The organism is Paenibacillus sp. FJAT-26967, assembly GCF_001541095.1.
In the GTDB taxonomy this organism is placed as follows: Bacteria; Bacillota; Bacilli; order Paenibacillales; family NBRC-103111; genus Paenibacillus_F.
Genome location: NZ_LMXH01000005.1, coordinates 71,658 through 96,488, shown reverse-complemented (window position 1 = coordinate 96,488; position 24,831 = coordinate 71,658). Strand labels below are relative to the sequence as shown.

General features: G+C 50.8%; 20 protein-coding genes. 2 read left to right on the top strand and 18 right to left on the bottom strand.

The window, feature by feature from the left end:
- Window positions 1-81 precede the first annotated feature (81 nt).
- The 3 genes from AR333_RS18360 to AR333_RS18350 form a co-directional block, all read right to left on the bottom strand.
- Window positions 82-1,791 (bottom strand): DUF4127 family protein, encoded by a 1,710-nt coding sequence (locus AR333_RS18360; protein ID WP_068776832.1) that lies wholly within the window; start codon window positions 1,789-1,791, stop codon window positions 82-84.
- A gap of 241 nt (window positions 1,792-2,032) precedes the next feature.
- The gene (locus AR333_RS18355; protein WP_068776831.1) at window positions 2,033-2,722 is read right to left on the bottom strand and encodes an N-acetylmannosamine-6-phosphate 2-epimerase; all 690 of its coding nucleotides are present in this window, start codon (window positions 2,720-2,722) and stop codon (window positions 2,033-2,035) included.
- Between the two features lie 342 nt (window positions 2,723-3,064).
- On the bottom strand, window positions 3,065-8,839 hold the full coding sequence (locus AR333_RS18350; protein WP_068776830.1) for a HAMP domain-containing protein: 5,775 nt from the start codon (window positions 8,837-8,839) through the stop codon (window positions 3,065-3,067).
- Window positions 8,840-9,565: 726 nt separating this feature from the next.
- Between AR333_RS18350 and AR333_RS18345 the strand changes: the two genes are divergently transcribed.
- Window positions 9,566-10,513: an ROK family protein gene (locus AR333_RS18345; protein WP_068776829.1), complete on the top strand. Its 948-nt coding sequence runs from the start codon at window positions 9,566-9,568 to the stop codon at window positions 10,511-10,513.
- 93 nt (window positions 10,514-10,606) lie between these two features.
- Here the strand turns inward: AR333_RS18345 and AR333_RS18340 are convergent, their stop codons facing one another.
- The gene (locus tag AR333_RS18340; RefSeq protein WP_084783801.1) at window positions 10,607-11,275 is read right to left on the bottom strand and encodes a phosphatase PAP2 family protein; all 669 of its coding nucleotides are present in this window, start codon (window positions 11,273-11,275) and stop codon (window positions 10,607-10,609) included.
- A gap of 423 nt (window positions 11,276-11,698) precedes the next feature.
- On the opposite strand from AR333_RS18340, the gene AR333_RS18335 reads away from it, so the two are divergent.
- Entirely contained in the window at window positions 11,699-13,339 is a 1,641-nt protein-coding gene (locus AR333_RS18335) for a glycosyl hydrolase family 18 protein (RefSeq protein WP_068776827.1), read from the top strand.
- 220 nt (window positions 13,340-13,559) lie between these two features.
- Here AR333_RS18335 and AR333_RS18330 read toward each other — a convergent pair whose 3' ends face one another.
- The 14 genes from AR333_RS18330 to AR333_RS18265 form a co-directional block, all read right to left on the bottom strand.
- A complete protein-coding gene (locus tag AR333_RS18330) occupies window positions 13,560-13,820 on the bottom strand; it encodes a metal-sensitive transcriptional regulator (protein ID WP_068776826.1) in 261 nt (86 codons plus the stop codon).
- Window positions 13,821-14,488: 668 nt separating this feature from the next.
- On the bottom strand, window positions 14,489-15,307 hold the full coding sequence (locus AR333_RS18325) for a glycerophosphodiester phosphodiesterase family protein (protein WP_068776825.1): 819 nt from the start codon (window positions 15,305-15,307) through the stop codon (window positions 14,489-14,491).
- Window positions 15,308-15,629: 322 nt separating this feature from the next.
- Window positions 15,630-16,391: a DeoR/GlpR family DNA-binding transcription regulator gene (locus AR333_RS18320; RefSeq protein WP_068776824.1), complete on the bottom strand. Its 762-nt coding sequence runs from the start codon at window positions 16,389-16,391 to the stop codon at window positions 15,630-15,632.
- A gap of 339 nt (window positions 16,392-16,730) precedes the next feature.
- Window positions 16,731-17,285 carry a DinB family protein gene (locus AR333_RS18315; RefSeq protein WP_068776823.1) on the bottom strand — a complete coding sequence of 185 codons (555 nt, stop codon included), beginning with the start codon at window positions 17,283-17,285 and terminating at the stop codon, window positions 16,731-16,733.
- A 137-nt stretch (window positions 17,286-17,422) separates the two neighbouring features.
- Window positions 17,423-18,394 carry a siderophore ABC transporter substrate-binding protein gene (locus AR333_RS18310; RefSeq protein ID WP_068776822.1) on the bottom strand — a complete coding sequence of 324 codons (972 nt, stop codon included), beginning with the start codon at window positions 18,392-18,394 and terminating at the stop codon, window positions 17,423-17,425.
- Between the two features lie 125 nt (window positions 18,395-18,519).
- Complete coding sequence (locus tag AR333_RS18305; protein WP_068776821.1) at window positions 18,520-19,278, bottom strand: ABC transporter ATP-binding protein; 759 nt, start codon at window positions 19,276-19,278, stop codon at window positions 18,520-18,522.
- On the bottom strand, window positions 19,272-20,225 hold the full coding sequence (locus tag AR333_RS18300) for an iron chelate uptake ABC transporter family permease subunit (protein WP_068776820.1): 954 nt from the start codon (window positions 20,223-20,225) through the stop codon (window positions 19,272-19,274). Before AR333_RS18300 ends, AR333_RS18305 begins: the two co-directional genes overlap by 7 nt.
- Complete coding sequence (locus tag AR333_RS18295) at window positions 20,222-21,169, bottom strand: ABC transporter permease (protein WP_068776819.1); 948 nt, start codon at window positions 21,167-21,169, stop codon at window positions 20,222-20,224. The genes AR333_RS18300 and AR333_RS18295 overlap by 4 nt, the downstream gene beginning before the upstream one ends.
- Window positions 21,170-21,489: 320 nt before the next feature.
- Window positions 21,490-21,672: a hypothetical protein gene (locus tag AR333_RS18290; RefSeq protein ID WP_068776818.1), complete on the bottom strand. Its 183-nt coding sequence runs from the start codon at window positions 21,670-21,672 to the stop codon at window positions 21,490-21,492.
- 2 nt (window positions 21,673-21,674) lie between these two features.
- Window positions 21,675-22,049 (bottom strand): hypothetical protein, encoded by a 375-nt coding sequence (locus AR333_RS18285; RefSeq protein ID WP_156430958.1) that lies wholly within the window; start codon window positions 22,047-22,049, stop codon window positions 21,675-21,677.
- A gap of 226 nt (window positions 22,050-22,275) precedes the next feature.
- Window positions 22,276-22,758, bottom strand: coding sequence for a DsrE/DsrF/DrsH-like family protein (locus AR333_RS18280; RefSeq protein WP_068776985.1), 483 nt, complete (start codon window positions 22,756-22,758; stop codon window positions 22,276-22,278).
- Between the two features lie 161 nt (window positions 22,759-22,919).
- Window positions 22,920-23,147, bottom strand: a complete 228-nt coding sequence (locus AR333_RS18275) for a sulfurtransferase TusA family protein (protein ID WP_068776816.1) — start codon at window positions 23,145-23,147, stop codon at window positions 22,920-22,922.
- A 14-nt stretch (window positions 23,148-23,161) separates the two neighbouring features.
- Window positions 23,162-24,298 carry an MBL fold metallo-hydrolase gene (locus tag AR333_RS18270; RefSeq protein WP_172798893.1) on the bottom strand — a complete coding sequence of 379 codons (1,137 nt, stop codon included), beginning with the start codon at window positions 24,296-24,298 and terminating at the stop codon, window positions 23,162-23,164.
- Window positions 24,299-24,391: 93 nt separating this feature from the next.
- Window positions 24,392-24,787 (bottom strand): DsrE/DsrF/DrsH-like family protein, encoded by a 396-nt coding sequence (locus AR333_RS18265; RefSeq protein ID WP_068776814.1) that lies wholly within the window; start codon window positions 24,785-24,787, stop codon window positions 24,392-24,394.
- Between the last annotated feature and the right edge of the window lie 44 nt (window positions 24,788-24,831).

Sequence of the window (24,831 nt, the reverse complement as noted above, 5' to 3'; positions counted from 1 at the left end):
TGCCGGAGAACCAAAAAAGCCGTCCCTGTCCATGACAGAGAACGGCTCCGGCAGGTCCCGGACAAGCGGGACAAACCTTTTTTATTCGCTCTTCAAAGCAAGGTCAAAACCGACCTCAAACATCCGGTTCCAAGGCAGGTGCACATTGGTAATATCGATCCGAAGCGGCGTAATGCCGTTAAGACGCTCTTCCGCGAAAGCGCGGAGCTTGTCCGCAATGAGATCTTCAACCTGCTGCTGTACTCCAGGCAGACTGAAGTAGTTGGCTCCAAGCCCGGGCAGTACTTTCTCCGTTACTTCCTTGCGGATAATCGCCTGGTAGCCCCAATCCTCCACCAGCCGGTACAGATAGAACGCCCGGCTGCTTCGCTGCTGCTCTTCGCTGCGCGTCAGCGCACCTTGCCAGCCAAGAGGCGTCCCGGCTGCTGCGGCTGGGGCGGCTTCTACTGCCGGAATTCCGGCCGCGGAGACAGCCGCTGCCGCCTCTGCTGGCAGAGATGCGCCAGACACAGCCGCCTGCGCAAAGGCGCCCGCAGAGGCGCTCTCTGCGCCCGCGTAGTACGCTTCGATGATCGCGTGGGCGATCACCGTGCCCAGCGTATTGCCGGAGGTGTTCCATCCGGCATACGCGGACAGCCCCTCAAGCTGGCCCAGGCGGGCTAGCAGCTTGAGCAGGACTGTGTCTCCGCCGTTGCAGACGGAGACGTCAGCAAGCGCCACAGTGCGGCCTTCGCCGAGGTAGACGCGCATCGCCTGGGCGAACTCGCGCATATTCACTTCGGAGAAGTAGGTGCGGTGGCGCTGTCCCCACGCATGGGACGTCTCGGCCATGTCGGCCTCACCGACAGCCGGCGAGTGGACCATCAGCACGGCGTCTGCGCCATGCGAGCTGTCCGCCATAAAGGCGCCCGCACTGGTCAGGTGCGCCTTGATGCTCTCGCCCAGGCTGCGGTCCTCATACTTCGGAATGCAGAAAGGCCCGCGTGTAGACGAATAGCGCACATACACTTTGGGCAGATACTGCTTCGTTTCGCAGAAGATACGCGCGAACAGCGTGCAGCCGATCTCATCCGCGCCCGGATAGATCGCTACGCGGTCAAGCAGATCCAGTTCCTCGGAGCGAATGGCAAGCGCCCGCTGTTCCAGAGGCGAGAAGCCGTAGCGGGAGTTATCGTCCAGAGGGATGATCAGATAATCGATGATGCCTTCCGCAGCAAGCTGCAGGGCCTGATGATTCACGAAGGAGTTAATAGCCCGGCGGCCTACGAAATCAGCCAGCACCTCCGGCGGTACTTTTGCCAGAATATCCGCGTAAGCCTGCTCCTCTTCCTCCGTCAGGACTTCCTGCTCCTTTTTGTCCCGGTACCAGCCGTACAGGAACAATTCGCGGCCGTAGTCCGCGTAATAATCCGGCTCCTCCTCACTGCTGGAATAAGCCGGTACGCGCATAATGAGATTGAACGCATGAATACGCAGCTGAGGGCGTATTCGCTTCAGTTCACGCAGCACTTCCAGGCGGTTCAGCGTATCCTGCTCCGTCAAGTGATGCAAACGCGAGGGCACAATGCCCCCATATACCAGCATATCGAGGGAAACGATGGCATGATCCGCCTGTTCCCCTTCATGAAGCAGCCAGTCCTGCAGAGCAGACGTGTCTGCCGGCGTCTTCTTCCGGCCCAGAATGGAAACGGGCGGTACCGACATTTCCAGATCGGTCATAGCCGCTAGCTGACGCGGGAATTCCAGATTGCAGGGCCGCTCGTCCAAGGGTACAAAAGCGATTTTCGTCATTCTTGATATCCTCCTCATATACATGGAAAAATAATTAGGTTCGGGCTTCTTCCTGATCTGGATATGTATGTATGAATAACAAGATGAACGTCTATCCAGCCCAAGCAAGAATTAACTGTGCTTTCTATTGTATTCCATCCGACTACGTCCGCTTCCTTCTGCGGACTCCGCCCCTGCACTTACAAGCTTCGGCTGTAACGCCCTGGGGAAGAACAGGCAGCCGGATCTATGTCGCAGCGTCTTACCCTTGAGTCCGGACAAAGTCGGTAAACCGCTTCGTAATCTGCTGAGGACGCGTTATGGCACCTCCGATTACAACCGTATACGCGCCGCTGCGGAAGCATTCGACCGCTTCTTCCCGGGTATGGATGCGCCCTTCGGCAAACACCGGTACAGAAGCTCTCGCGGCAAGCTCCCGGATCAAATCAAAGTCGGGGCCTTCCTGCTGCGGGCTGTACGGTGTATATCCGGACATCGTAGTCGAGAGAATATGGAAGCCGAGCTCCTCCGCCCGCAGCCCCTCCTCCACTGTAGAAATATCCGCCATCAGCAGGACATCTCCCCGGCTTCTGAGCTTTGCCGCCAGCTCTTCCAGCGTCTCCCCTTTGGGGCGGGGACGGGAGGTCGCATCCAGCGCTACGATGTCCGCTCCTGCGCGGATGACTTCTTCGGCTTCCTCGAGAGTAGGAGTAATATAGACTTCACTGCCTTCATAATCGCGTTTCCACAGCCCGATCAGAGGCAAATTCACTTCCGCTTTAATAGCTGCAATATCTACCGGGGTGTTGGCCCGTATCCCGACTGCGCCTCCCGCTTGCGCAGCTATTGCCATTTTCGCCATCACTTCGCTGCCGAACAAAGGCTCCTCAGGCAGCGCCTGACACGAAACAATGATTCCTCCCCGTACTTTTTCCAGCATGGTTTTGTCCATAATTGTACCTCCAGTGTGTGTAGGACGATCTGCAAATTAAGACGTATCCCCATTCATCTTACGGGTCTCTCCCACGGATGGCCTTTGTTCTGTTCGTAGCTAGGCCAATCTATCTGTATGTGCGCTGAATTGCCCACTTGTACCATCTATTCGTTCTTTCAAGAAATCCCGCGGTCTAAAAAGATCGGGTTGATCTCATTATATGAAGTAATTATCCGTAATTCAACATAATTTTGGAGTAAATTTTCTGTTTATTCACCAACTCACAACAAGCTCCTTCTTCCATATCATCCCTTAAAAAAGAGCCGTGTGCTTGCGCACACGGCTCTATCTTCCCTTCTATTAGCCCTTCATCCATCCGAACGGCTCGGAACCCGGCGCCCCGGTAGGAGCAGGCTCCTGCCCGTCCTGGGCCATAAACCAGCCGCGCAGCATCGTTAAGAGCTGCGCGCTGTTGACCGGCTTCGTAATGTAATCCGAAGCTCCCGCTTCCAGACACTGCTCGCGGTCACCCTTCATCGCCTTGGCGGTCAGCGCGATGATCGGTAGGTCCGCGAAATGCGGTCTGCTGCGGATTTCGCGCATCGTTTCGTAACCGTCCATAACCGGCATCATAATATCCATCAGGACGATGTTGATATCCGGCGACTGTTCCAGGATTTCAATTGCATCATGCCCGTTCTCAGCGGAAAGAACCTTCATATTCTGACGCTCCAGAATAGTGGTCAATGCAAAGATATTACGGATATCGTCATCGACGATCAGAACTGTTTTGGACTCGATATGTTCATTAGACTGATGATTCTTAATCAGAATTTGTTTCTGATCATCCCTCAGGTTATCCAGTTTGCGGTGCATGAACAACATCGTTTCATCAACAATGCCAATTGGCGTTCTGACATCCTTGATCACCGCAATGGAGCGTAGTTCCTCCAGATCCGCTTCTTCTTCTCTGGAGAGCTTCTGGCTGCGGTTAATCAGTACCGGCTTGTGTTTATTTTTAGCGTTCTTCTGCATCTCTCTGACAAACTGGGCCGGACCCATATCCGGTAAATCCGTATCGACGAGTACACAGTCGAAATCTTTGGATTTCAGCTGATTCAGCGCCTTACGCCCGGTATCTGTCGAGCTGATTTTGATATCTGAATTCTTAACAAGATCTACTGTCTGCTTCCGGCGGTCCGCATCCGACATCCCGACAAGCAGCTGCTGATAGGGCTTCTCGCTGAATGCATTCAGCTTATCGATAGCGTTCTCCAGATCCTCGTTCTTGATCGGTTTGCATAGGAAGTCGAATACACCGCGCTGCAGAAGTTCGGTCGCATCATCTTCAATCGTCATGACCGTAACTGGAATATGACGCAGCTCGATGTCATCTTTCAACTGATCGAGTACTGAGGAGCCATTCATATCTTCGAGCCTTAAATCCAGCGTAATCGCTACAGGGTTGTATTTCTTCGCAAGCGCCGCAGCTTTGTTACCTTTAGGCGTGATAACACCCTTCAGTCCTTTTTTATGAAGCAGATCCAGCAGAATTTCATTGAACTTCATGTCGTCTTCGATAATAAGGAACACACGATCTCCGGGTTCGATATCGTTGCGGTCATCTACAAGCTGCGTCGGTTCTACCCGATCCACACCCAGATAACTCTGAGGAGGAGGCGTAACGTCAATCACTTCAGGCACATAGGTTGCAGCAGCTTCCAGCATAGCCGGATCAAGATCAACCGGCAGGAACAGTGTGAAGGTGCTTCCCACGTTTACGACACTGAAGAGCGTAATTTCCCCGCCCAGCATACCGGCAATTTCACGGGAAATGGCCAGCCCCAGTCCGGTACCGCCGTATACGCGATTCGTACTGCCATCGGCCTGCTGGAACGCCTCGAAGATAATATGCTGCTTGTCCTCCGAAATTCCGATTCCGGTATCCCCTACCGAGAATGCGAGAACCATCCGGGCCCGGTTCAGCGATTCATTATCCTGGCTCCAACCGCTGGAAACGCGGCGCATAAGAAGGACAATTTCACCCTTCTCGGTGAATTTAAACGCGTTGGACAACAGATTTTTCAAAATTTGCTGCAAGCGCTTGGAATCAGAAATAATGGATTCAGGCAGAGCTTTCTCCATCTTGATCTTGAAATCAAGCTGCTTGTCATTAGCGATGTGACGGAACGTACGCTCCATCGTATCGGAGATTTCGGTCAGCTTAATCTCATTGAGATCCGGTGAGATCGTGCCTGATTCAATCTTCGATAAGTCCAGAATATCGTTAATGAGATTAAGCAGATCCAGACCGGACTCGTGAATGGTCCGGGCAAACTTCACTTGATCGCCGGTCAAGTTATGATCCGGATTCTCGGACAGCTGCTCGGCAAGTAGCAGCAAGCTGTTCAGCGGAGTCCGGAGCTCGTGCGACATATTCGCTAAGAATTCGGACTTGTATCTGGACGTCAGCGCAAGCTGTTCCGCCTTCTCTTCGAGGAAGTGCTTGGCCTGCTCCACTTCATTGTTCTTGCTCTCTACTTCCGCCTTCTGGATAACAAGCAGCTTCGCTTTGTCTTCCAGCTCGTCGTTCGTATGCTGAAGCTCTTCTTGCTGCTTCTTAAGCTCCTCGGCAAGCGATTGGGACTGAGACAGGAGTTCCTCCGTTCGCATGTTCGCCTGCATCGTGTTCAGCACAATACCGATGCTCTCGGTCAGCTGATCCAGGAAGGCAATATCGATCTCGGTAAACCGGCGGAAGGAGGCGAGCTCCATAACCGCCAGGACCTGATCCTCGAACATAATCGGCAATAGCACGATATTGAGGGGGGCCGCCTCACCCAGACCGGAACCGATAACCACGTAGTCTTCGGGTACATTGGTCAGAAGGATACGCTGCTTCTCGATCAGGCACTGGCCGACAAGCCCTTGCCCCATGCGGAACTCATTCGACAGATGCTTCCGCTGCTGGTAGGCATAACTGGAGAACATCCGCAGGAGAGGCTCTCCCCCGTTAGCTTCGTTCATATAGAATACACCGTGCTGCATCGAGACAAGCGGTGCAAGCTCGGACATGATCATGCGGCAGACTTCATACAGATCACGCTGCCCTTGAAGCAACCGGCTGAATTTCGCCAGGTTCGTTTTTAACCAGTCCTGCTCGGTATTGATCCGGGTCGTTTCCTTGAGATTACGGATCATCTCGTTGATATTGTCTTTGAGTGTGGCAACTTCCCCACCCGCGGCAACATCAATGCTCCGGGATAGATCTCCTTTGGTTACGGCCGTAGCTACATTCGTAATCTGCCGCACCTGAGTGGTCAAGGTTGACGCCATGTAGTTAACGTTATCCGTCAAGTCACGCCATGTACCCGATGCTCCCGGAACATGCGCCTGGCCTCCCAGCTTACCTTCCGTGCCTACTTCACGTGCAACAGTGGTAACCTGGTCAGCGAACGTATCGAGCGTATCGATCATGCTATTGATCGTTTCGCTCAGATCATAAATCTCACCAGCCGCATCGACCGTCAGCTTCTGTTTCAGGTTACCGTTCGCTACGGCAGTCACGACCTTGGCGATGCCCCGTACCTGGTTGGTCAGGTTCGTCGCCATCGTATTAACATTGTCGGTCAAGTCTTTCCAGATCCCGCCGACTCCGTTCACATGCGCTTGGCCTCCCAGCTTGCCGTCCGTACCTACTTCACGGGCGACACGCGTAACTTCGGAGGCGAAGGAACTGAGCTGGTCCACCATCGTGTTGGTCGTGTTCTTCAGCTCGAGCAGCTCGCCTTTCACATCAACCGTAATCTTCTTGGACAGGTCTCCGTTTGCTACGGCTGTCGTCACGTCCGCGATATTACGAACTTGACTGGTCAAGTTGCCCGTCATGTAGTTCACCGTATCCGTCAGGTCTTTCCAGGTACCCGAGACCCCTTTCACATCCGCCTGGCCTCCGAGCTTGCCATCCGTACCGAACTCGCGCGCCACACGGGTAACCTCGGACGCAAAGTTGCTGAGCTGATCCACCATTGTATTGATCGTGCTTTTCAGCTGCAGCATTTCGCCCTTAACGTCTACCGTAATTTTGCGCGACAAATCACCTTTCGCTACGGCAGTCGTCACGTCCGCGATGTTCCGAACCTGATCCGTCAGATTGCTCGCCATGTCGTTAACGCTCTCCGTCAGGTCTTTCCAGGTACCCGCTACACCTTTAACCTGGGCCTGTCCGCCCAATCTTCCTTCCGTACCTACCTCACGCGCCACGCGCGTAACTTCGGATGCAAACGTACTGAGCTGATCCACCATTGTATTAATCGTGTTCTTCAGCTCCAGAATTTCGCCCTGGGCGTCTTCGGAAATTTTCTTGGACAAATCGCCGTTCGCTACCGCTGTCGTCACCACCGCGATATTCCGGACCTGATTGGTCAAATTGCTGGCCATGTCATTAACGCTGTCGGTCAAATCCTTCCATGTACCGGATACGCCTTTCACGTTCGCCTGACCGCCCAGTCTGCCGTCCGTGCCTACTTCCCGCGCAACACGCGTGACCTCGGACGCAAACGTGCTGAGCTGATCCACCATCGTGTTGATCGTGTTCTTCAACTCCAGAATTTCACCTGTCGCATTTACCGTAATCTGTTTGGACAAGTCACCCTTCGCAACAGCGGTTGTGACTTCCGCGATATTGCGGACCTGATCAGTCAGCGTGCTCGCCATGTAGTTCACGCTATCCGTCAGGTCTTTCCAAGTTCCGGACACGCCTTTAACATCCGCTCTGCCGCCCAGCTTGCCCTCATTACTGACCTCACGCGCTACACGCGTAACCTCGGAAGCAAAGATGCTGAGCTGATCCACCATGATATTGATCGTACTCTTCAGCTGCAGAATCTCGCCTTTGGCGTCTACGGCGATCTTTTTGGACAAATCGCCTGTCGCTACCGCTGTCGTGACCTCGGCGATATTCCGCACCTGATTCGTCAGGTTCGTCGCCATGTAGTTCACGCTCTCGGTCAAATCGCGCCATGTTCCGGACACGCCTTTAACGTCCGCCTGTCCTCCGAGAATACCTTCCGTACCTACCTCACGCGCCACACGCGTAACCTCGGAACCAAAGGTGCTGAGCTGGTCCACCATCGTATTGATCGTATTCTTCAGCTCCAGAATCTCGCCCTGCGCTTCTTCGGTAATCTTCTTGGAGAGGTCCCCGTTCGCTACCGCCGTCGTCACAACCGCAATGTTCCGGACCTGGTTGGTCAAATTGCTTGCCATATCGTTAACACTTTCAGTCAAATCGTACCAAGTTCCCGAAACGCCCTTAACGTCGGCTTGTCCGCCCAGCTTACCTTCGGTGCCTACCTCACGGGCCACACGGGTAACCTCGGAGCCGAACGTACTAAGCTGATCCACCATCGTATTGATCGTGTTCTTCAGCTCCAGGATTTCGCCTTTGGCGTTAACTGTAATTTTGCGCGACAAGTCACCCTTCGCCACAGCCGTTGTCACATCCGCGATATTCCGGACCTGATCAGTCAAGTTGCTCGCCATATTGTTTACACTTTCGGTCAGATCGCGCCAAGTACCCGAGACATCCGTGACTTCGGCTTGTCCGCCCAAGATCCCCTCGGTACCTACCTCCCGCGCTACGCGCGTAACTTCGGCGGCAAAAGTACCCAACTGGTTAACCATCCGGTTAATGTTGTTAGCCGTACGCAGAAATTCTCCCGTCAGAGAACGCCCTTCGAAATCGACTTCGACTTTCTGGGATAGATCCCCCTGGGCAACTGCGTTAATCACACGAACCATTTCGCCTGTCGGCTGGATGAGATCACTGATCAAATTATTCAGCGAATCATTGAACGTATTCCAGCTTCCACCATTAGTCCGGCACGTGAAACGGCGGTTTGTATTGCCTTCTTTGCCTACGATGCGCTCAACGGTCTGGACTTCCTGCACCACATTTTCCTGCATATCCAGAATATCATTCAGGGTGTCCGCAATCTTACCCGGCATCCCGTTCAGGTCGTAAGGCATCCGAACAGAAAAGTCGCCTTTTTTAAAAGCCAGCAGCACTTGAAGCAATTGCTTTTCGTCTAAAATATCCGTTGATTCACTGGATTTCTTTTCATGTTCCGACATACGGCTTTTCCTCCGAATTTGTATATAACATAGTATAATTTCATGGGTAGTCGATAGTTATGTTAACTCTAATGGTAGTGGTTCTCCAGTATGATTACAATAGCAAGTAGAGGAAATTTCACAAAATATTTTGTAAATAGAACTTATTTAGAAGGAGTGATTTTCGTATCTCCGCTTCCCGCTTGCCCCGTCAGGCTCTCCCCTCTTTTCCCGTATTGTCCTGGTAAACCCGTTACATATAAGACTGAGAATGAATACCTTGTGCTGCTATTCCTACGCAACTTTGCCTTTTAAGGTTCCCCTAATAAGAAAATTTGCACCCCTCGGGAACAAGGTAATTCCTTCAAATTTGCCTGACAGCTTTCGACACCAAGGCACGTTGCTGCGCTTTTATACCCCAATGAAGCCCGAGTGAAACAGGAAAATACAGAGAATATCAATTTTTTTTAAAAAAGCTGAAAATTATGTTCTACAGGCCCTTAAAAGCTGCGGCTATGATCAAATTCAGCTATCAAAAAGAGGAGGTTCCAAAAAACCTTACATTAAATAGAGGACCATTGTGAGGATTGGATTTTCTTTAGGAACAAATGAAGCTGCCGGTTTTAGTTATTATCATTTACACATTTCCAGCCTTCTCCTATAATAAAAAGGAGCTAAGCACTCTTCTGCAATTCATATTACGAAAAATAGTTTCCATTTCAAAAATAGACGAACGGGGGATTTCCCATGTCTTCTCACGCAGCCATCGGTATTGACATCGGCGGAACTCATATCAAAAGCGGACTGATCGGACCGGATGGCACCGTGCACGCAACCCGCAAACTGGAAACAGAAGCATCAGCGGGCAAGGCCGGGCTCATGGCCAAGCTCAGTGAGCTCATTCAGGGTTATAAGCATGAGGCCAATCAATTGAACTTGCCGATTGCAGGCATCGGTATCGGAAGCGCAGGCTACATCAACCGGGAAGGCAGCGTCGCCTTCGCGACCGATAATCTGCCCGGCTGGAGCGGCACGACCCTGCGTGCGGACATCGAGCAACTGTCCGGCCTGCCTGCTGCCGTGGACAATGACGTTAACGTCATTGCACTCGGGGAGCAGTGGCTTGGCGCAGGAAGAGACTGGGACAGCTTCCTCTGCGTAGCGCTCGGCACCGGGGTCGGCGGCTGTTTCATCCGGCAGGGCCGTCCTCTGCGGGGCCGTGACGGATTCGCCGGTGCCTACGGCCACATGGTTGTGGCAGCAGGAGGACAGCCGTGTACCTGCGGCCACCGCGGCTGCTGGGAGCAATACGCGTCGGTGACCGCGCTGAAGCGACTCATGCGCGAGCATGGCGCCGCATCGCTGACAAGAGCGACTCCGCCTGAGCTGTTCGCGCAGGCGCGCGCCGGGGATGAGGCTTCGATGACAGTCGTCCGACAGTATGCCGAATATGTCGCCATCGGGCTTAGCAGCCTCATCCATGTGTTCAACCCGTCCGCCATTGTCGTGGGCGGGGCGGTTACCGAACAGGGGGATTTCCTGTTCGATCTGATCCGGCGGCATGTGAAGGACATCACCATGCCCGCTTATACGGCGACGCCGGTGCCGATCATCCCGGCCGAGCTTGGCGGATCGGCCGGCATGTTTGGCGCCGCGAAGCTGCTGTTCGGCCACATTACGGCCGGACAAGAGTAAAGGCAAGAGGCCCCCGCGAATTCATCTTCGCGGGGGCCTCTTCTTATGTGCCGGGCGGGCTGCTTCCTGCCCGGAAACGCCGGCAGGACCGTTCTAATCCTGCGCCCGGCCGGTACGCTGCTCTCTCTTGAGCTGATATCTCTGGTACGTCCAGATACACACGGTCAGCCAGAAAGCGCTGGCGAGGAACCCTCCCAACACATCGCTGGGGTAATGAACACCAAGATAGATACGGCTAATTCCCATCACAAGTATCATACCTCCGGCCAGTACAAGCAGAATCGCTCGTCCGGCCGTGCTCCTGATATGTTTCCAGAGCAGGAAGATCAAGATTCCATAGAGCGCAAATCCAGCCATCGAATGTCCGCTCGGGAAACTGAAGCCGGTTTCTTCCATAATAATATTAAGAGTCGGCCTTTCGCGCTGGAACATTTTCTTCAGAATCGTATTAAGGAGTGCCGCTCCGCCTATCGCCGCGATCAGAAGCACCAGCTCCGATCTATGCTTCAGCACCACGTACAAGTACAGTCCGGCCACCACCGTAATGACGGGCACAAAAGCAGTAGAGCCTACTTTATCAAGCAGTATGGCGAATCGGGTCCAGCCGGGACTCTCCAGGCCCTGTACGGCTGAAATGATGGCCAGATCAAATGCGGCGATTTTCTGCTGGCTTACCAGCAGCGCAATTACACCGAAGCCCACCGCAGTGAATAAACTTATCAGAAAAGCACGCGTTAACATTCCCTGTAATTTTGTATGCATGGTGATGTGGAGTACCTGCCTTTCATATGCGACAGTTTGCCTTTGCAGGCCTGTTATTCTCAGAGAGTTGTACCTGCCTGATCATACCATATTCTATATGAGGTTTAAAAATCCGAGTCATTCCCGTCCCCGCAAGGCCAAAATCAAATCATCCACTCCGCTTCCACCTGAGGTAAAAAGAGGAAAATACCCCTTCAAAGTAAAATATTCTCCCTTCTACTGACAAGCAATATCTCGGATAATTAAAAGAGCAGCTATGTCTACAGAGACAAAGAGCGCTTTAGTCCGAAGTATTATGAAAGCGCTATCCCAACCGTTTCTTCTATCTCATCGACAGCCGATTCAAAGGGGGGTGATGATACACGATACACACCGGTATACCTATTCATCTCTATATTTCATCTTAAAGGAGGAATCCAGATTATGATCAGACAGGCTTTCCTGTCGGGAAAACCCGTAATTGTGCGTATTTTACTTGCCCTCATGTTATGTATTAGTCTGCTCCCTACAGGGACATCCCATGCCGCCGGCCAAGCTCCGGCCCACTCACCGGAGGTCATATTCCGCGTGGATGCCACGGACTCAACCGCCGCACAAGCAGCCGAGAAGACTGCCAATTTCAAGGCTGGCGCGAACACACTTGCCGCAGCTTGCGCCCCTGCCGAGTGGAACGCAAGCACTGCCTACACGGGCGGGCAGCGAGTTACCTACTTGAGCAAAGTATACGAAGCCAAGTGGTGGACACAAGGTGACCGGCCGGACTTATCCGGCACTTGGGGCGTCTGGAAGACCGTCTCGGATTGCACGGGCGGAGGCACGGACACCACCGCTCCAACGGTGCCTGCTAATCTGAGCGCAGGTGCGGCAGCCGCAACCAGTGTGGCACTATCCTGGCAGCCTTCCACGGATAACGTCGCCGTAACGGGTTACGAGGTATACAACGGAGCAGTACTCGCCGTATCGACAGCGGGAACAAGCACGACGGTAACGGGGCTTACTCCCAATACCACTTACACCTTCACGGTAAAAGCTAAAGATGCAGCCGGGAACCTCTCCGCAGCCAGCGCTGCTTTGACCGTTAAGACATCGGCTGGCGGCGACGGCGGAGGCTCCAACCCGCCGAGCGGGATTATCGGCGCTTATGTAGCCGCCTGGAATTTCCCCAACGTCAGCACGGTCCCTGCCCATAAGCTGACGCATGCTTTCTACGCCTTCGCAGACGTGGCCGGCAATGGCGTGAGCGGCGGCAATGCCTCGCATATTGCCCAATTGGTCACTCTGAAACAGAAGAACCCGGCCCTGAAGGTGCTGATTTCCGTCGGCGGCTGGGGACGTTCGCAGGGCTTTGTCAGCGCGTCTTCCACCGAAGCTAACCGTACCGCCTTTGCGAACAGCGCTCTTCAATACATTCGTACGCATAAGCTGGATGGCATCGATCTGGATTGGGAATATCCGGCGGCAGGGGACAAGCAGAATTATACGCTGCTGCTGAAGAAACTCCGTGAAGTGCTGGATGCCGGAAGTGCGGCCGATGGCCGCACAGGCGCAGCGCGCTATCAGATTACTGCGGCCATGGGTGCCTCCGAATATTCCCTTCAGGGAATTGATTTGGCGGCTGTCCATCCTTATTTCGACTTCATCAACATCATGACGTATGATATGCAGATTAATTCGAACAGCCACCATGCTAACCTGTACACTTCTCCCCTGAACCCGAGCTACAGCGTGCATAATTCCGTACAGCTCTATAAGGGGCGCGGCGTACCGGCAAATAAAATCGTGATCGGCGGAGCCTTCTATTCCCGTGGACTCGGGGAATACAAGTATGACGATCTCAAGAACAACTATATCAACAAGAACGGCTGGGTTCGCCAATGGGACGATACGGCCAAAGCACCTTACCTGACCAAGGGCAGCAGCTTCCTGGGTTACGATGACACCGAATCGCTTACTCATAAGGTCAATTATTTGAAAAATGGCGGCCTTGGCGGCATCATGTTCTGGGATTACGGCCAGAATCTGGACGGCGAGCTTCTGCAAGCAATCTACAGCACAATGAACTGACCAGGGGCAGTAATCAGGCCGCAGCTGAGAAAAGAGGTGCCCGGGAGTCCATTACGGACCCCGGGCACCTCTTCTCTATAAACAGGGGCAGCTCCCCGTGTCTATCGCTCTATCGCTTCCTAAATGCGCCTGCCGGCTCCGCTCTCCGCCCCTGTACTCTACCGGGGCTTGCCGTGCGTTACCAGACTTCAGACTTGGCCACCTTATCTGAAGATCAGCTTCAGCGGCTCTTAACGAGCAGTTCCACCGCTTCCTGTACCAGCTTGCCGGTATCTTTGCCTTCCTGCTCTTCCTGACGGATGCAGTGTTCCAAATTCGTGGCCACAATATAGGCCATGGCTTTGTCAGCCGCGCTGCGGACCGCTGAAAGCTGAGCTACTACGTCCTTACAGTTCTTCTCGTCCTCCATCATCTTGAGAACGCCCCGGATTTGTCCTTCCATCCTTTTCAAACGCCGCACAATATTTTCATCATAATTCATAAGGATACTTCCTTTCTTTACACACGCTTATAGTTATGATTATACCAAAAAAAACGAACAAGCTTACAGCATCCGGCTATACGTTTACAAATTATGTGGAACCGGCGCATATCAATAACGGCAGGGGTCCGCCGATTCCCAGACAATCTGGAACTTCCTGCACTGTATAGACCCTCGATTTGAAAGCCATCCTCATCTTTCGCTCTTCCGTTCTTCTATTTAAAATTCAGAAGACCTTCTGCACCGGTCGTAAATGTAAATTCGATATTTCATTTATATTCGCATATCGCACATAGCACATTGTAAATCCTCCATATACCCCTATGGGTATAAATTCACTATAATACTCTCTTCCATTTCTGTCAACATATCCACATGACTCTTTCTCCCCTATATCAAGAAAACATGTGGATAACTTTATCTGTGGATATGTTCATACAAGCGGATAAACTTATACACAATAGGCACTTGAACACCTGTTGATTTGTGTATAAACCTGTGCATATCTCCACCAAAATTTATCCTTACCGATTGACGGGGATACGATTATACCACACTCTTTTCCCAGAAAACAGATGTAGTTAGTTCTTCCCACACAGCTCACGCAATACAAAAAGCAGCTCTCCAATCCGGAGAACCGCCCTCTAAAGTCTATCCACAGCAAGGATCTAATTACTCATCCATGAACGTACACTTTGTACGAATTTCGCGGGTTCATCCGTTGCATACCAGCGAATTCCGATATCAAGCAGAGCATGAATAGAGGCCTCCTCGAATTCAAATGGAAATACCTCCAAATCCAGACCGGCATTCTGCGCGGCAGCCAAGGCATCCTCCAAGAAAGCCGGCTCCAGTGCATACGGCCAGACAGCTCCATCCTGACCCGACTTTTTCAGATGGAGCTGAATCTGATCGAGCCCGTCAAACTCTGATTGCCGCGCCTGCAAGAAAGTCTCCTGGATGCGCTCCGCGTTACCGCCTATCCACAGCATGCTGCGGACACCGGAAGCGATCGTCTTCATCCTCTTACAATTATCCTGGACATTGTGGGTAAAAATCACCTGCTCATGAACTCCGTATTCATCGATCAGGGCTCCAAGCTGCTGCAAGTCCACTTCTTTAAGATCGAGATAGAACAAGCGCTCCGGCCTGCCGCTCATCTCTTCGAACACTTCCTTCAATGATGGAATCCGTTCGCCCTTGAAGGATTCGCTGAATTTCACCCCCGCATCCCACTGCCGGATTTCCTCGAACGTAAAAGAAGAGACGAGACGGTCCTTGACATCATCCGGCGCCGTTGTCGTTCTAGCAGGCGTCTCATCATGAAGGCATACAATGATCCCGTCTCTTGTCGTCCGGATATCCGCTTCAGGGATTCCTCCGAGGCTCCATGCGTACAGATTGGCCGCCATCGTATTGTCGGGGCGCTCATAGGCTCCGCCTCCACGGTGTGCCTGCCAATAAACCTTTTCTACAGACGTCTTCATGATATTCCTCCTCAAGGTGAAGTTAGCGAATTTATTTCAGTCTGCATATTCACAATCAGTTCCCGGACAGCGTCATGGGCAGATGGGCAGCGGAATTCCCTTCAAGCAGCAGGAGCATTAACACGCTTATGCACTTATGCACTTACAACTAACGCACTTAGCACTTACGACTTACGCACTTAGCACTTAGCACTTATGCACTTAGCACTTAGCACTTATGCACTTAGCACTTATGCACTTAGCACTTAGCACTTACGACTTACACACCTACGCTCCTACTCCCTTACGCACTTGTGCACCTGCAGCAGTTGCCCCCGCCAGGCTACACCGTGATGACTCTGACTCCCGCGTCCTGAAACGATCTCACCTGCGGATCAGAAGCCTCGGAACCGGTAATAAAGGTATGGACAGCCTGAACAGGCGCCACGGAATGCAGAGATACCTTGCCAATCTTAGTATCGTCGGCCACCACAATGATTTCCTGCGCAGATCGGATCATTCCCTGTTTGGTCACGACAAGCTGCGCTTCCGGATGAGTAAGCCCGTGCTTGGGATGAATGGCGGGAGTCCCGAGAAAAGCCTTCTGAACATGCAGGGATGACAAGATCTGATCGGTAAACATGCCATTGAGCATATAGCTAGAGCGATAGAGCTCCCCTCCGGTTATGATGACTGTGACACCGGCTGAATCCCGCAGCTCCGCCGCGACGTTGATGTCGTTCGTCACGACCGTCAGATTCGTCCGGTTGACGAGGTGCTGCGCAATATGGATCGTCGTCGTTCCCGAATCCAGAATGACATGCTCTCCGTCTTCGATCATGGATGCCGCCATCCTGCCGATCCGTTTCTTCTGGTCCAGCTGATCGCTCGCCCGTTCCGAGAAGGAAGGCTCTATGTTGGCCCCGGGGTCCACAATGACACCGCCATGTGTTCTGCGCAGCAGGCCTTCCTGCTCAATCTCGGCCAGGTCTCTGCGGATCGTTGCCTCATGTACATTGAATTCTTTAGCAAGCACCGATACCGCAGCGATCCGGTTTTCTTTGACATAATCCACGATTCTTAATTTACGTTCCGCCGCAAGCAATTAGCAGTCACATCCTTTCCTGTCTGTATAGAGTCAATTACACCGGGTATGAATGAACGCGATGTTTATTTGTGCTTATTTATGCTCGTTTATATGTATAGATTATGGAACATTTTCATTCAAGTCAAGATCTATTCCTATTATTTAGAAAAAAAATATTAATTCAGCGATCTTCCTCCAATTCGAACAATGCCGCGCAATAAAGACACTTCAACCGCCGGGTCAAAGTGTCTTCAAGCGTGCATCTTTGGGATACGATCGGTTGCCGTAAACGGGAGAGAAAACGGAATAACTCCCTATCTCACACAGATCTCAAGCGCTGCTCATCTTTGCTAGAGCTTACTGCCGGGATTCTGCAAACAAATAAAACATATAATCGGTCGGCACACTCTTATTACCTAATTGCCGCAGCATAGAGGAAAGATTGCCACGGTGGTAGGTACCGTGATTAACGACATGCTGGATGACTTCGGAAAGCTTTATATGGAAAACTCCGAACTGAGGATGGGCCAGTTCAAATAAGGCATCCAGATCCGCTTCCTTAAGGAATACGTGATAACGCTCGTAAATCCCGTTATACCGTGCCCACACCTCTTCTAATGGCATTTCTTTGCTTTCATCAGTAAGTTTCATCAGAAGCCCTCCGGATTCTTCAAAGCTTGCACCTGAGAGCACACTAAGCCATCTGGCATCTATCGCATACATGTGGATAATCGCTTCCGAGAGGGAAGCAAACGTACTCTGTATGCGGCGGCGGTGTTCTTCCGCCGGAAGCTCCAGAATGGACGTGATGACTCTCCGGTTAGCCCACTCATGATAATTAAACTGCCGCTGAGCGGGGTGAAGATCTGTATTTCCGCTGGACGGGAACGCTTTCTCCTGATTGATATCCATATGGCATTCAATCCTCCTGTTTATATGTACTTCCTATTTCTTCTCTTCTATACGAATTTATCCAAATCCTGTCTGGGCCAACAAATAAACAAAAAAGCTCAACCTTTTGGCTGAGCTTACCGGAAAAGTACTTCCGCTTATTTAATAGCGCTGCTGATTTCTTTCACCATTTCAGCTACGGACACCAATCCGCCGCCGGACAGGTACCAGTAATCCGGGTTCAGGTAAACAATGTTGCCTTCTTTGAAAGCTTTCGTTGTCTTGACCAGTTCGTTCTCAATCACTTTCTTACTGGCTCCTTCGTTGCCGATCGCGGAATCGCGGTCAACTACGAACAGGTAATCCGGGTTCTTCTCAACAATAAATTCATTGGAGATCGTATCACCGTGAGTCGATACTTTGATCGTCGGATCTACGGGTTTTACACCCAATACGTCATGAATAATTCCAAAACGGGAGCCTGGACCGTAAGCACTGATTTTACCGCCGTTCACCAGCGTAATCAAACCTGTCTTACCGTTTGCCGTTGCTTTCTCATTCAGCGTCTTAATGGAGGCTTCTACGCTCGCTACTTCTTTCTCCACTTCTGCTTCTTTACCGAAGATCAGACCCAGGTTCTTATTGTTTTCTTTGTAGGAATCCATATATTTGGAAGCATCTACACCCATGAAGATCGTCGGAGCGATCGAATTCAGCTCTTTGTAAGCTTCTTGCTGACGGCCGGAAATAATGATCAGGTCCGGCTTCAATTTGTTAATGACTTCAAAGGCTGGTTCTTTCAGGCTGCCTACGTTCGTGTACTTAGCATCTTTGTATTTCTCCAGGTATTTAGGAAGCCCGTCCTGCGGTACGCCCGCTACCGGTACGCCGAGTTTATCCAGGGAGTCCAGTACGCCCATATCGAATACGACAACTTTAGCCGGATTGGTTTTGAACGTAGCCTCACCGAGCTGGTGCTTGATCGTAATGTCCTTGGACGGTGCGGTCGATGTGGTTGGCGCTGCCCCATCCTTGGATGCGCCGGAAGTTACCTCTTTATTGTTCCCGCAGGCCGCTGTAACGACTGCCAGGATTAACGTCATGAAAAGCATCGAAATTCTTTTACTCACTTGAATCACTCCTATAGAATAATTTGTATTATACACATGTGGATAAGCCGCACCTCTGTGTGAGTTTATCCACTGTTTGAATAACAGCTTCAGGTACTGCAGACAGGCTTAAGTATTATAAGATACTAGTTAAAATAGAGACAGAATCTGTTGCCGTTCACGTTGTGGATCTCGATATCCATATCGTAGATTTCCTTCAAAACGGCAGAATCAATAATCTCGTCTGTCTTCCCTTCCTTTACCACCTTGCCGTCCTTCAGAGCGACAATGTAATCGGAGTGGCAGGAAGCGAAGTTGATGTCGTGGATCACGATGACGATCGTCTTGCCAAGCTCCTCCACCAGCCTTCTGAGCACCCTCATAATCTGCACGGAATGCTTCATATCCAGGTTATTCAAAGGCTCATCGAGCAGGATATATTCCGTATTCTGAGCCAGCACCATCGCCAGATAGGCTCTTTGCCTCTGGCCGCCGCTGAGTTCATCCAGGAACTTATCCTGCAGCTCTTGAAGCTCCATATAAGCGATCGCTTCATCGACGAATTTGTTGTCTTCGGCAGTAAGTCTGCCCTGAGAGTATGGAAACCGCCCAAAGTTAACCAGATCCCGGATCGTAAGGCGTATATTGATATGATTGGATTGTTTGAGAATAGATATTTTCTTGGCCAGATCGTTACTTTTCCACTGCCCGATTTCTTGGCCGTCAATGAAGACTTCGCCTTCATCTTTAGTAATCAAGCGGCTGACCATAGATAACAGCGTACTTTTGCCGGCCCCGTTAGGTCCGATAAAAGAAGTAATCTTCCCTTTCTCGATCTTGACCGAGACTTTGTCGACGACTTTTTTGCCGCCGTATTGTTTGGATACGTTCTTGACCTCTACCACGATTTTTTCTCCTTTAATAGAAGATAGATAAAGTAGACACCGCCAATGAAGTTGATAATCACGCTCAAAGTTGTTGAGAAGGTGAATACCCGTTCTACAATCAGCAGACCTCCTACTAAAGCAATGATGCTGATCAGGATGGAACCCGTAATAAGATCCTTGTGCCGGTAGGTTCTCAGGAATTCATGAACCACGTTCGCAACCAGGAGCCCCAGGAACGTAATCGGACCGACGAGCGCGGTGGCAATCGAGATTAGAATCGCGACCACGACCAGCAGCCTTTTGACCACATAATCGTAATCGATCCCCAGGTTCACGGCATGCTCCCTGCCCAGCGCCAGCACATCCAGATATTTGGTAAACCGGGCGAAGTACGCAATGACCAGCGCCAGCAGGATAATCGAGATGATCAGCAAATCCGTGTTCACGTTATTGAAGCTGGCGAACATTTTGTCCTGTACCCGCAAGAACTCGTTCGGATCAATCAGTACCTGCATGAACGAAGAAATACTCTGGAAGAACGTCCCGAAGATTAACCCGACCAGCAGGAGGAAGTAAAGATTGTTGCCTTCTCTTTTGAAAAGCAGTTTGTACAGCACCCCGGTGAACATGACCATGAGCGCAATGGAAAGAAGGAAGTTGACGTTCTTGTTAAGCAGGAAGCTGGCTGAGCCGCCCAGGAAGACGATGGCTGTCTGGAACAGCATATACAAGGAATCCAGTCCGATAATGCTCGGCGTCAGAATCCGGTTATTCGTAATCGTCTGGAAGACCATCGTCGAGAAGGCGATCGCTCCGCCCGTCAGAATAATGGCGAGAATCTTCTTGGGTCTAGTCCGCAGTATATAGTCCCAGTTGCCCGCTGCATCAATCGTCATAAAGATGGCAATGAGGACGAGCGCGATGATGGCTAAGATGCTGATTTTCAGTTGTACTTTTGCGTTCATAATGCCTTTCTCCTCATAAGCAGATAAAGAAAAATTCCACTTCCGATAACGCCGACGGTCAGTCCGATGGAAATCTCATACGGGAAGATAATAATCCTGCCCAAGATGTCGCAGAACAGAACGAAGATGGCGCCCAGCAAAGCTGTATGAGGAAGGCTTTTCTTCAGGTTGTCGCCCGTGTATAAGGTAACGATATTCGGAATGATCAGACCCAGGAAGGGCAGCATACCGACAGTCAGCAGAACTACGGAAGACACAAGCGCTACGATAATCAGGCCGATGTTGACGACCTGTTTGTATTTGAGACCGAGATTCGTTGAGAACTCTGCCCCCATTCCTGCAATGGTGAAGCGGTTCGCATAGAAGTAAGCAATGATCAGGATCGGTATGCTTACATAGAGCAGCTCATAGCGACCTTTCATGATCATCGAGAAATCACCCTGCAGCCATGCGGACATGTTCTGGATAAGACCATTCTTGTAAGCAAAAAAGGTTGTGATGGAACTAACGATATTACCGAACATCAATCCAACCAAAGGAATGAAAATCGTATCTTTGTATTTCACCCGGTCTAGAATCTTCATAAAGATGAAGGTACCGAGGAGGGCGAAAGCAAAAGCCACAAGCATTTTCTGAAGCGGAGTCGCGGATCCGAACAGCATCATTGCAACGAGAATACCGAACCTCGCGGAATCCATGGTTCCGGCCGTTGTCGGTGACACAAACTTGTTGCGGCTTAGCTGCTGCATAATCAGACCGACCACACTCATTGAGATTCCCGCGATCAGAATCGCTATTAATCGTGGCAGCCTGCTGACGAGCATAATTTGTACTTTATCATCACTCAGATTAAACAGATCCAAAGGGCTTATGCTCTTAACCCCGATAAACAGTGAGATAAATGAAAAGACGATGAGCGCAATGACGAGATATCTCTTTTTCATAACAGTTCCTTTGGGCGGCGTAGTAATGTTGAATGAATAGTTCGTTAACAGAAACTTTCTCATTAAGAATGAGATTCATTATCAATTAGGCTTACTTAAAGTATTATAGCACCTCCCCCTCATCTGTCAATCTTATAAAGCGTTTTTTAATTGTATATTTATACATTTGAACAAATATCGAAAAAATCAGCTGTTTATACGGGATTATAAGGACAAACCATGGGTTTATATTTCACATACAAACAAAATTATGCAGATTATAATGATTATCGGGTTGTACTACATGCTTCATAATGAAGCTTCATGACCAGATACGATTCTCAATTAGCATTAGAGAAAGTCTGATACACACGAAGTGAGAAGGTCGCCACAAGTAAGTAACAGAAGTTTGTAACCACCTTATACTTGGCTCTCTGCCAAACAACGAAAAACCAGACAATCTTCTTCATCAGAAGTGCCCGGTTTTCTTTGGTTGGTCTGTGCAGAAGTTGGTCTAGCTGCAAGCTCAGTCCTCCCTTTCCCTATCTCGTAAAGTCCATTTTCTCATAACGGTCAAATACCCTATGGAGGCTGCATTCAATAGGATAAATATCGTGATATAGAGCAGCCATACGGGAAGATTCAGTAGGGCAACGGCTTTGAAACAAAGCATAATAAGGCCTATTAATAGCATAAAGCCAATCAGATAATAAAGCTTGCCTCGCGCAGAGGTCCCCTTGATCCGTGTACGTATGGCCTTCCGCTCCTTAACGATACTGACGATCAGGTAAGCGGTAACACTAAATCCGATATAGGCACGGGCCGTGAAGAAAAGAATAGCGCCCGCCAGAAGAATCATCCATGTCAATTTCTCGTAATGTTTATCGATCCATCGAAACATTCTGCTCACACCCTTCAAGTTCTTTTCGTAAAATGAGGGAGTCATCTTCTGCCTTCTAGTATATCAGATCATGCAAAAGAGACCTGACAAACGTGAAGAATTAACTTTCTAATCCGTGCATATCCTAAACCAAAAGGCTGCCGCTTCCTTCCTCGGTACCGTTCATTCAGACGAAGAAAAAGCAAGGAGGAGAACCTCCCTGCTTTTCTATTTCCCGTGTATGAAATTAAATAAACAAGTTCACTTTCGCCTCGTTGGCGTCACCCAGATAAGCGGCTACACCGGCGTATTCGATATCGTCAATCAACTCTTCCTTCTGCAAGCCCAGCAGGTCCATTGTCATCGTGCAGGCAACGAGCTTGACTCCCTGCTCCTGCGCAAGCTCAATCAGCTGCGGCAAGGACAGTGCATTGTGCTTCTTCATGACGTGTTTGATCATTTGCGGACCCATGCCGGCAAAATTCATTTTGGACAGCCCGAGCTTCTCGGGGCCGCGCGGCATCATCCAGCCGAAGGCTTTCTCGAGAAAGCCTTTCTTCACGTTCACGGCTTCGTCCTTGCGGAGCGTGTTGAGGCCCCAGAATGTGAAGAAAATCGTGACCTCGTGGTCATAAGCGGCTGCGCCGTTAGCTATGATAAAAGCGGCAATGGCTTTGTCCAGTTCACCGCTGAAAAGTACAATCGTCGTTCGTTCCTTCTGATTCTCCATCTCCATTAATCGCACCTCTTTGCTGTTTGTATTTTACATATACCCGTATACGTATATTTTAGGTTAAAATTTTTTTTAATTCAACCGTTAATATCCTCCACGACCTCCTTCGAAGCCCCACAAAAGGGAAGCGAACACCAGAACGGGTCCGCTTCACTCCCTTATATTTTTTTCACATAAAACGTGTACACCCCATTGTCTTCCTCATGCTTCACAAGCTCGTGCTTCGTCTGCTTCACCCAGGCCTGAAAGTCGTTCAGTGAGCCTTTATCGGTCGAGATGACCTGCATAACCTGACCGCTCTCCAGCGTATCGAGAGCTTTCTTCGCTTTAACGATCGGCATCGGACAAGCCATGCCTTTGGTGTCTACTGTAATGTTGGATTCCATGTGTGTATTCCTCCTTAATTGTCATGAACAGCGCAGCGGTTCGGACCTATCTCCATCTCGCGCTGCTCTTCTTCGTCGGGCGTAATTTTGCCCATGTTCGTCTGTCTGATTTCCTGATAAGCGTTCGGCTGAGGCGGCAGGTTCTCGGATACCGTGCTTCTGAACTCCGCTTCATTCTGAATATTGAGGCCCGGATTATCCTTGAACAGGTCTCCGAGACGGGCGGACACCAGGCCGCCCTCGCCCAGCTCTGTGAACTTACCGAAGTGAGCCGGGAGAACGAGCAGTTCGTCTGACAACCGCTTGTAGCGGTCATACAGCGTGGTCCGCAGGTCCGCGACCCAGTCCTCCGCTTTACCTGCCAAGTCCGGCCGCCCGATCGAAGCCACGAATAGAATATCGCCTGTCAGCAGATACTGGTCATCGACAATAAACGATGTGCTTCCGATCGTATGGCCCGGAGAATAGATCGGCTCTATGCCGATTCTCGTGCTGCCTACCGTAATATCCGCCCCTTCCTCCAGCTTCTCATAGCTGAAGACCACTTCATCGGCGTCTTTGGGAGGAAGCCAGTAGGTTGCGCCCGTCTGCTCCGCTAATTTACGGCCGCCGGAAATATGGTCCGCATGCAGATGCGTATCCAGCGTGTGCTTAATGACGGCGCCGCGCTCCTTCGCAAAATCCGCGAATACATCCGTGGTGCGTACCGCGTCAATTACAGCCGCTTCTCCGCCGGAGATTACCATATACGACAAACAGCCTTTACCGATACGTACGAACTGGTAGATCGAGCCCCCGTCCTTCAGGTCGCCAGCCTTAACCGGCTCCAGATGCTCACTCCAGGATTTCATTCCTCCCAGAAGATAAGCTACATTCGTACGGCCGTTCTCTGCCAGCTGTTCTGCGACGAACTTGGAGGAGCCTTCCTTGGCACAGACGACCAGCACTTCCCCGTCAGCCGGAATCTTGTCCAGTACGTGGTCCACGCCGTCAAGAAGCTCGAAGTAAGGGACGTTAATAACCTCCACCCGGTTGCCTTCAATCTTCCAATCGTTAAAATCATCCTCATTACGTACATCTAGTATAAAAAGAGGCTCGTCACGAAGCACTTTGCGGGTTACTTCAGCTGCTGTCATTCCCCGGATTTCCACTGTACTCATTTCATATTTCCTCCCTTTGTTCCATAGTTGTGTTTGTTCGCCTGCTGCTGTTGCACCGTTAATGATTCAAGCAGTTAACTTTCCTTAAAATGTGAGAGTTACATTCGCGTCAAAGGCAAAATCCAGGAAGGTTGCCGCGCCGCCGACTTCAATACCCGGCACGAAATCTTCTTCTTTAAGTCCGATTACGTCCATTGTCATCTGGCAGGCGATAATACGGACGCCCATTTCCTGAGCCATTTCCAGCAGCTGCTCGATTGCGGGTACGTTGGCATTCTTGAAACCTTCAGCCATCTGCTCTTTGCCTGCCGGAAGCGGCAGCTGCTTGTGCATGTCCTTGTGAATCAGGTTAAGCCCTTCGAAGGTAAAGAAGATAGCAACCTGAGCATCAGTTGCCGCGGCTGCCGTGGCGATATTAAATACTTTATAAGCGTCAAATAATCCGCCGTTGGATGCGATAATCGCTACTTTGTTAGTCATAATCGTAAGCCCTCCTGGGATTCAAATATAATAAGTTACGTTCA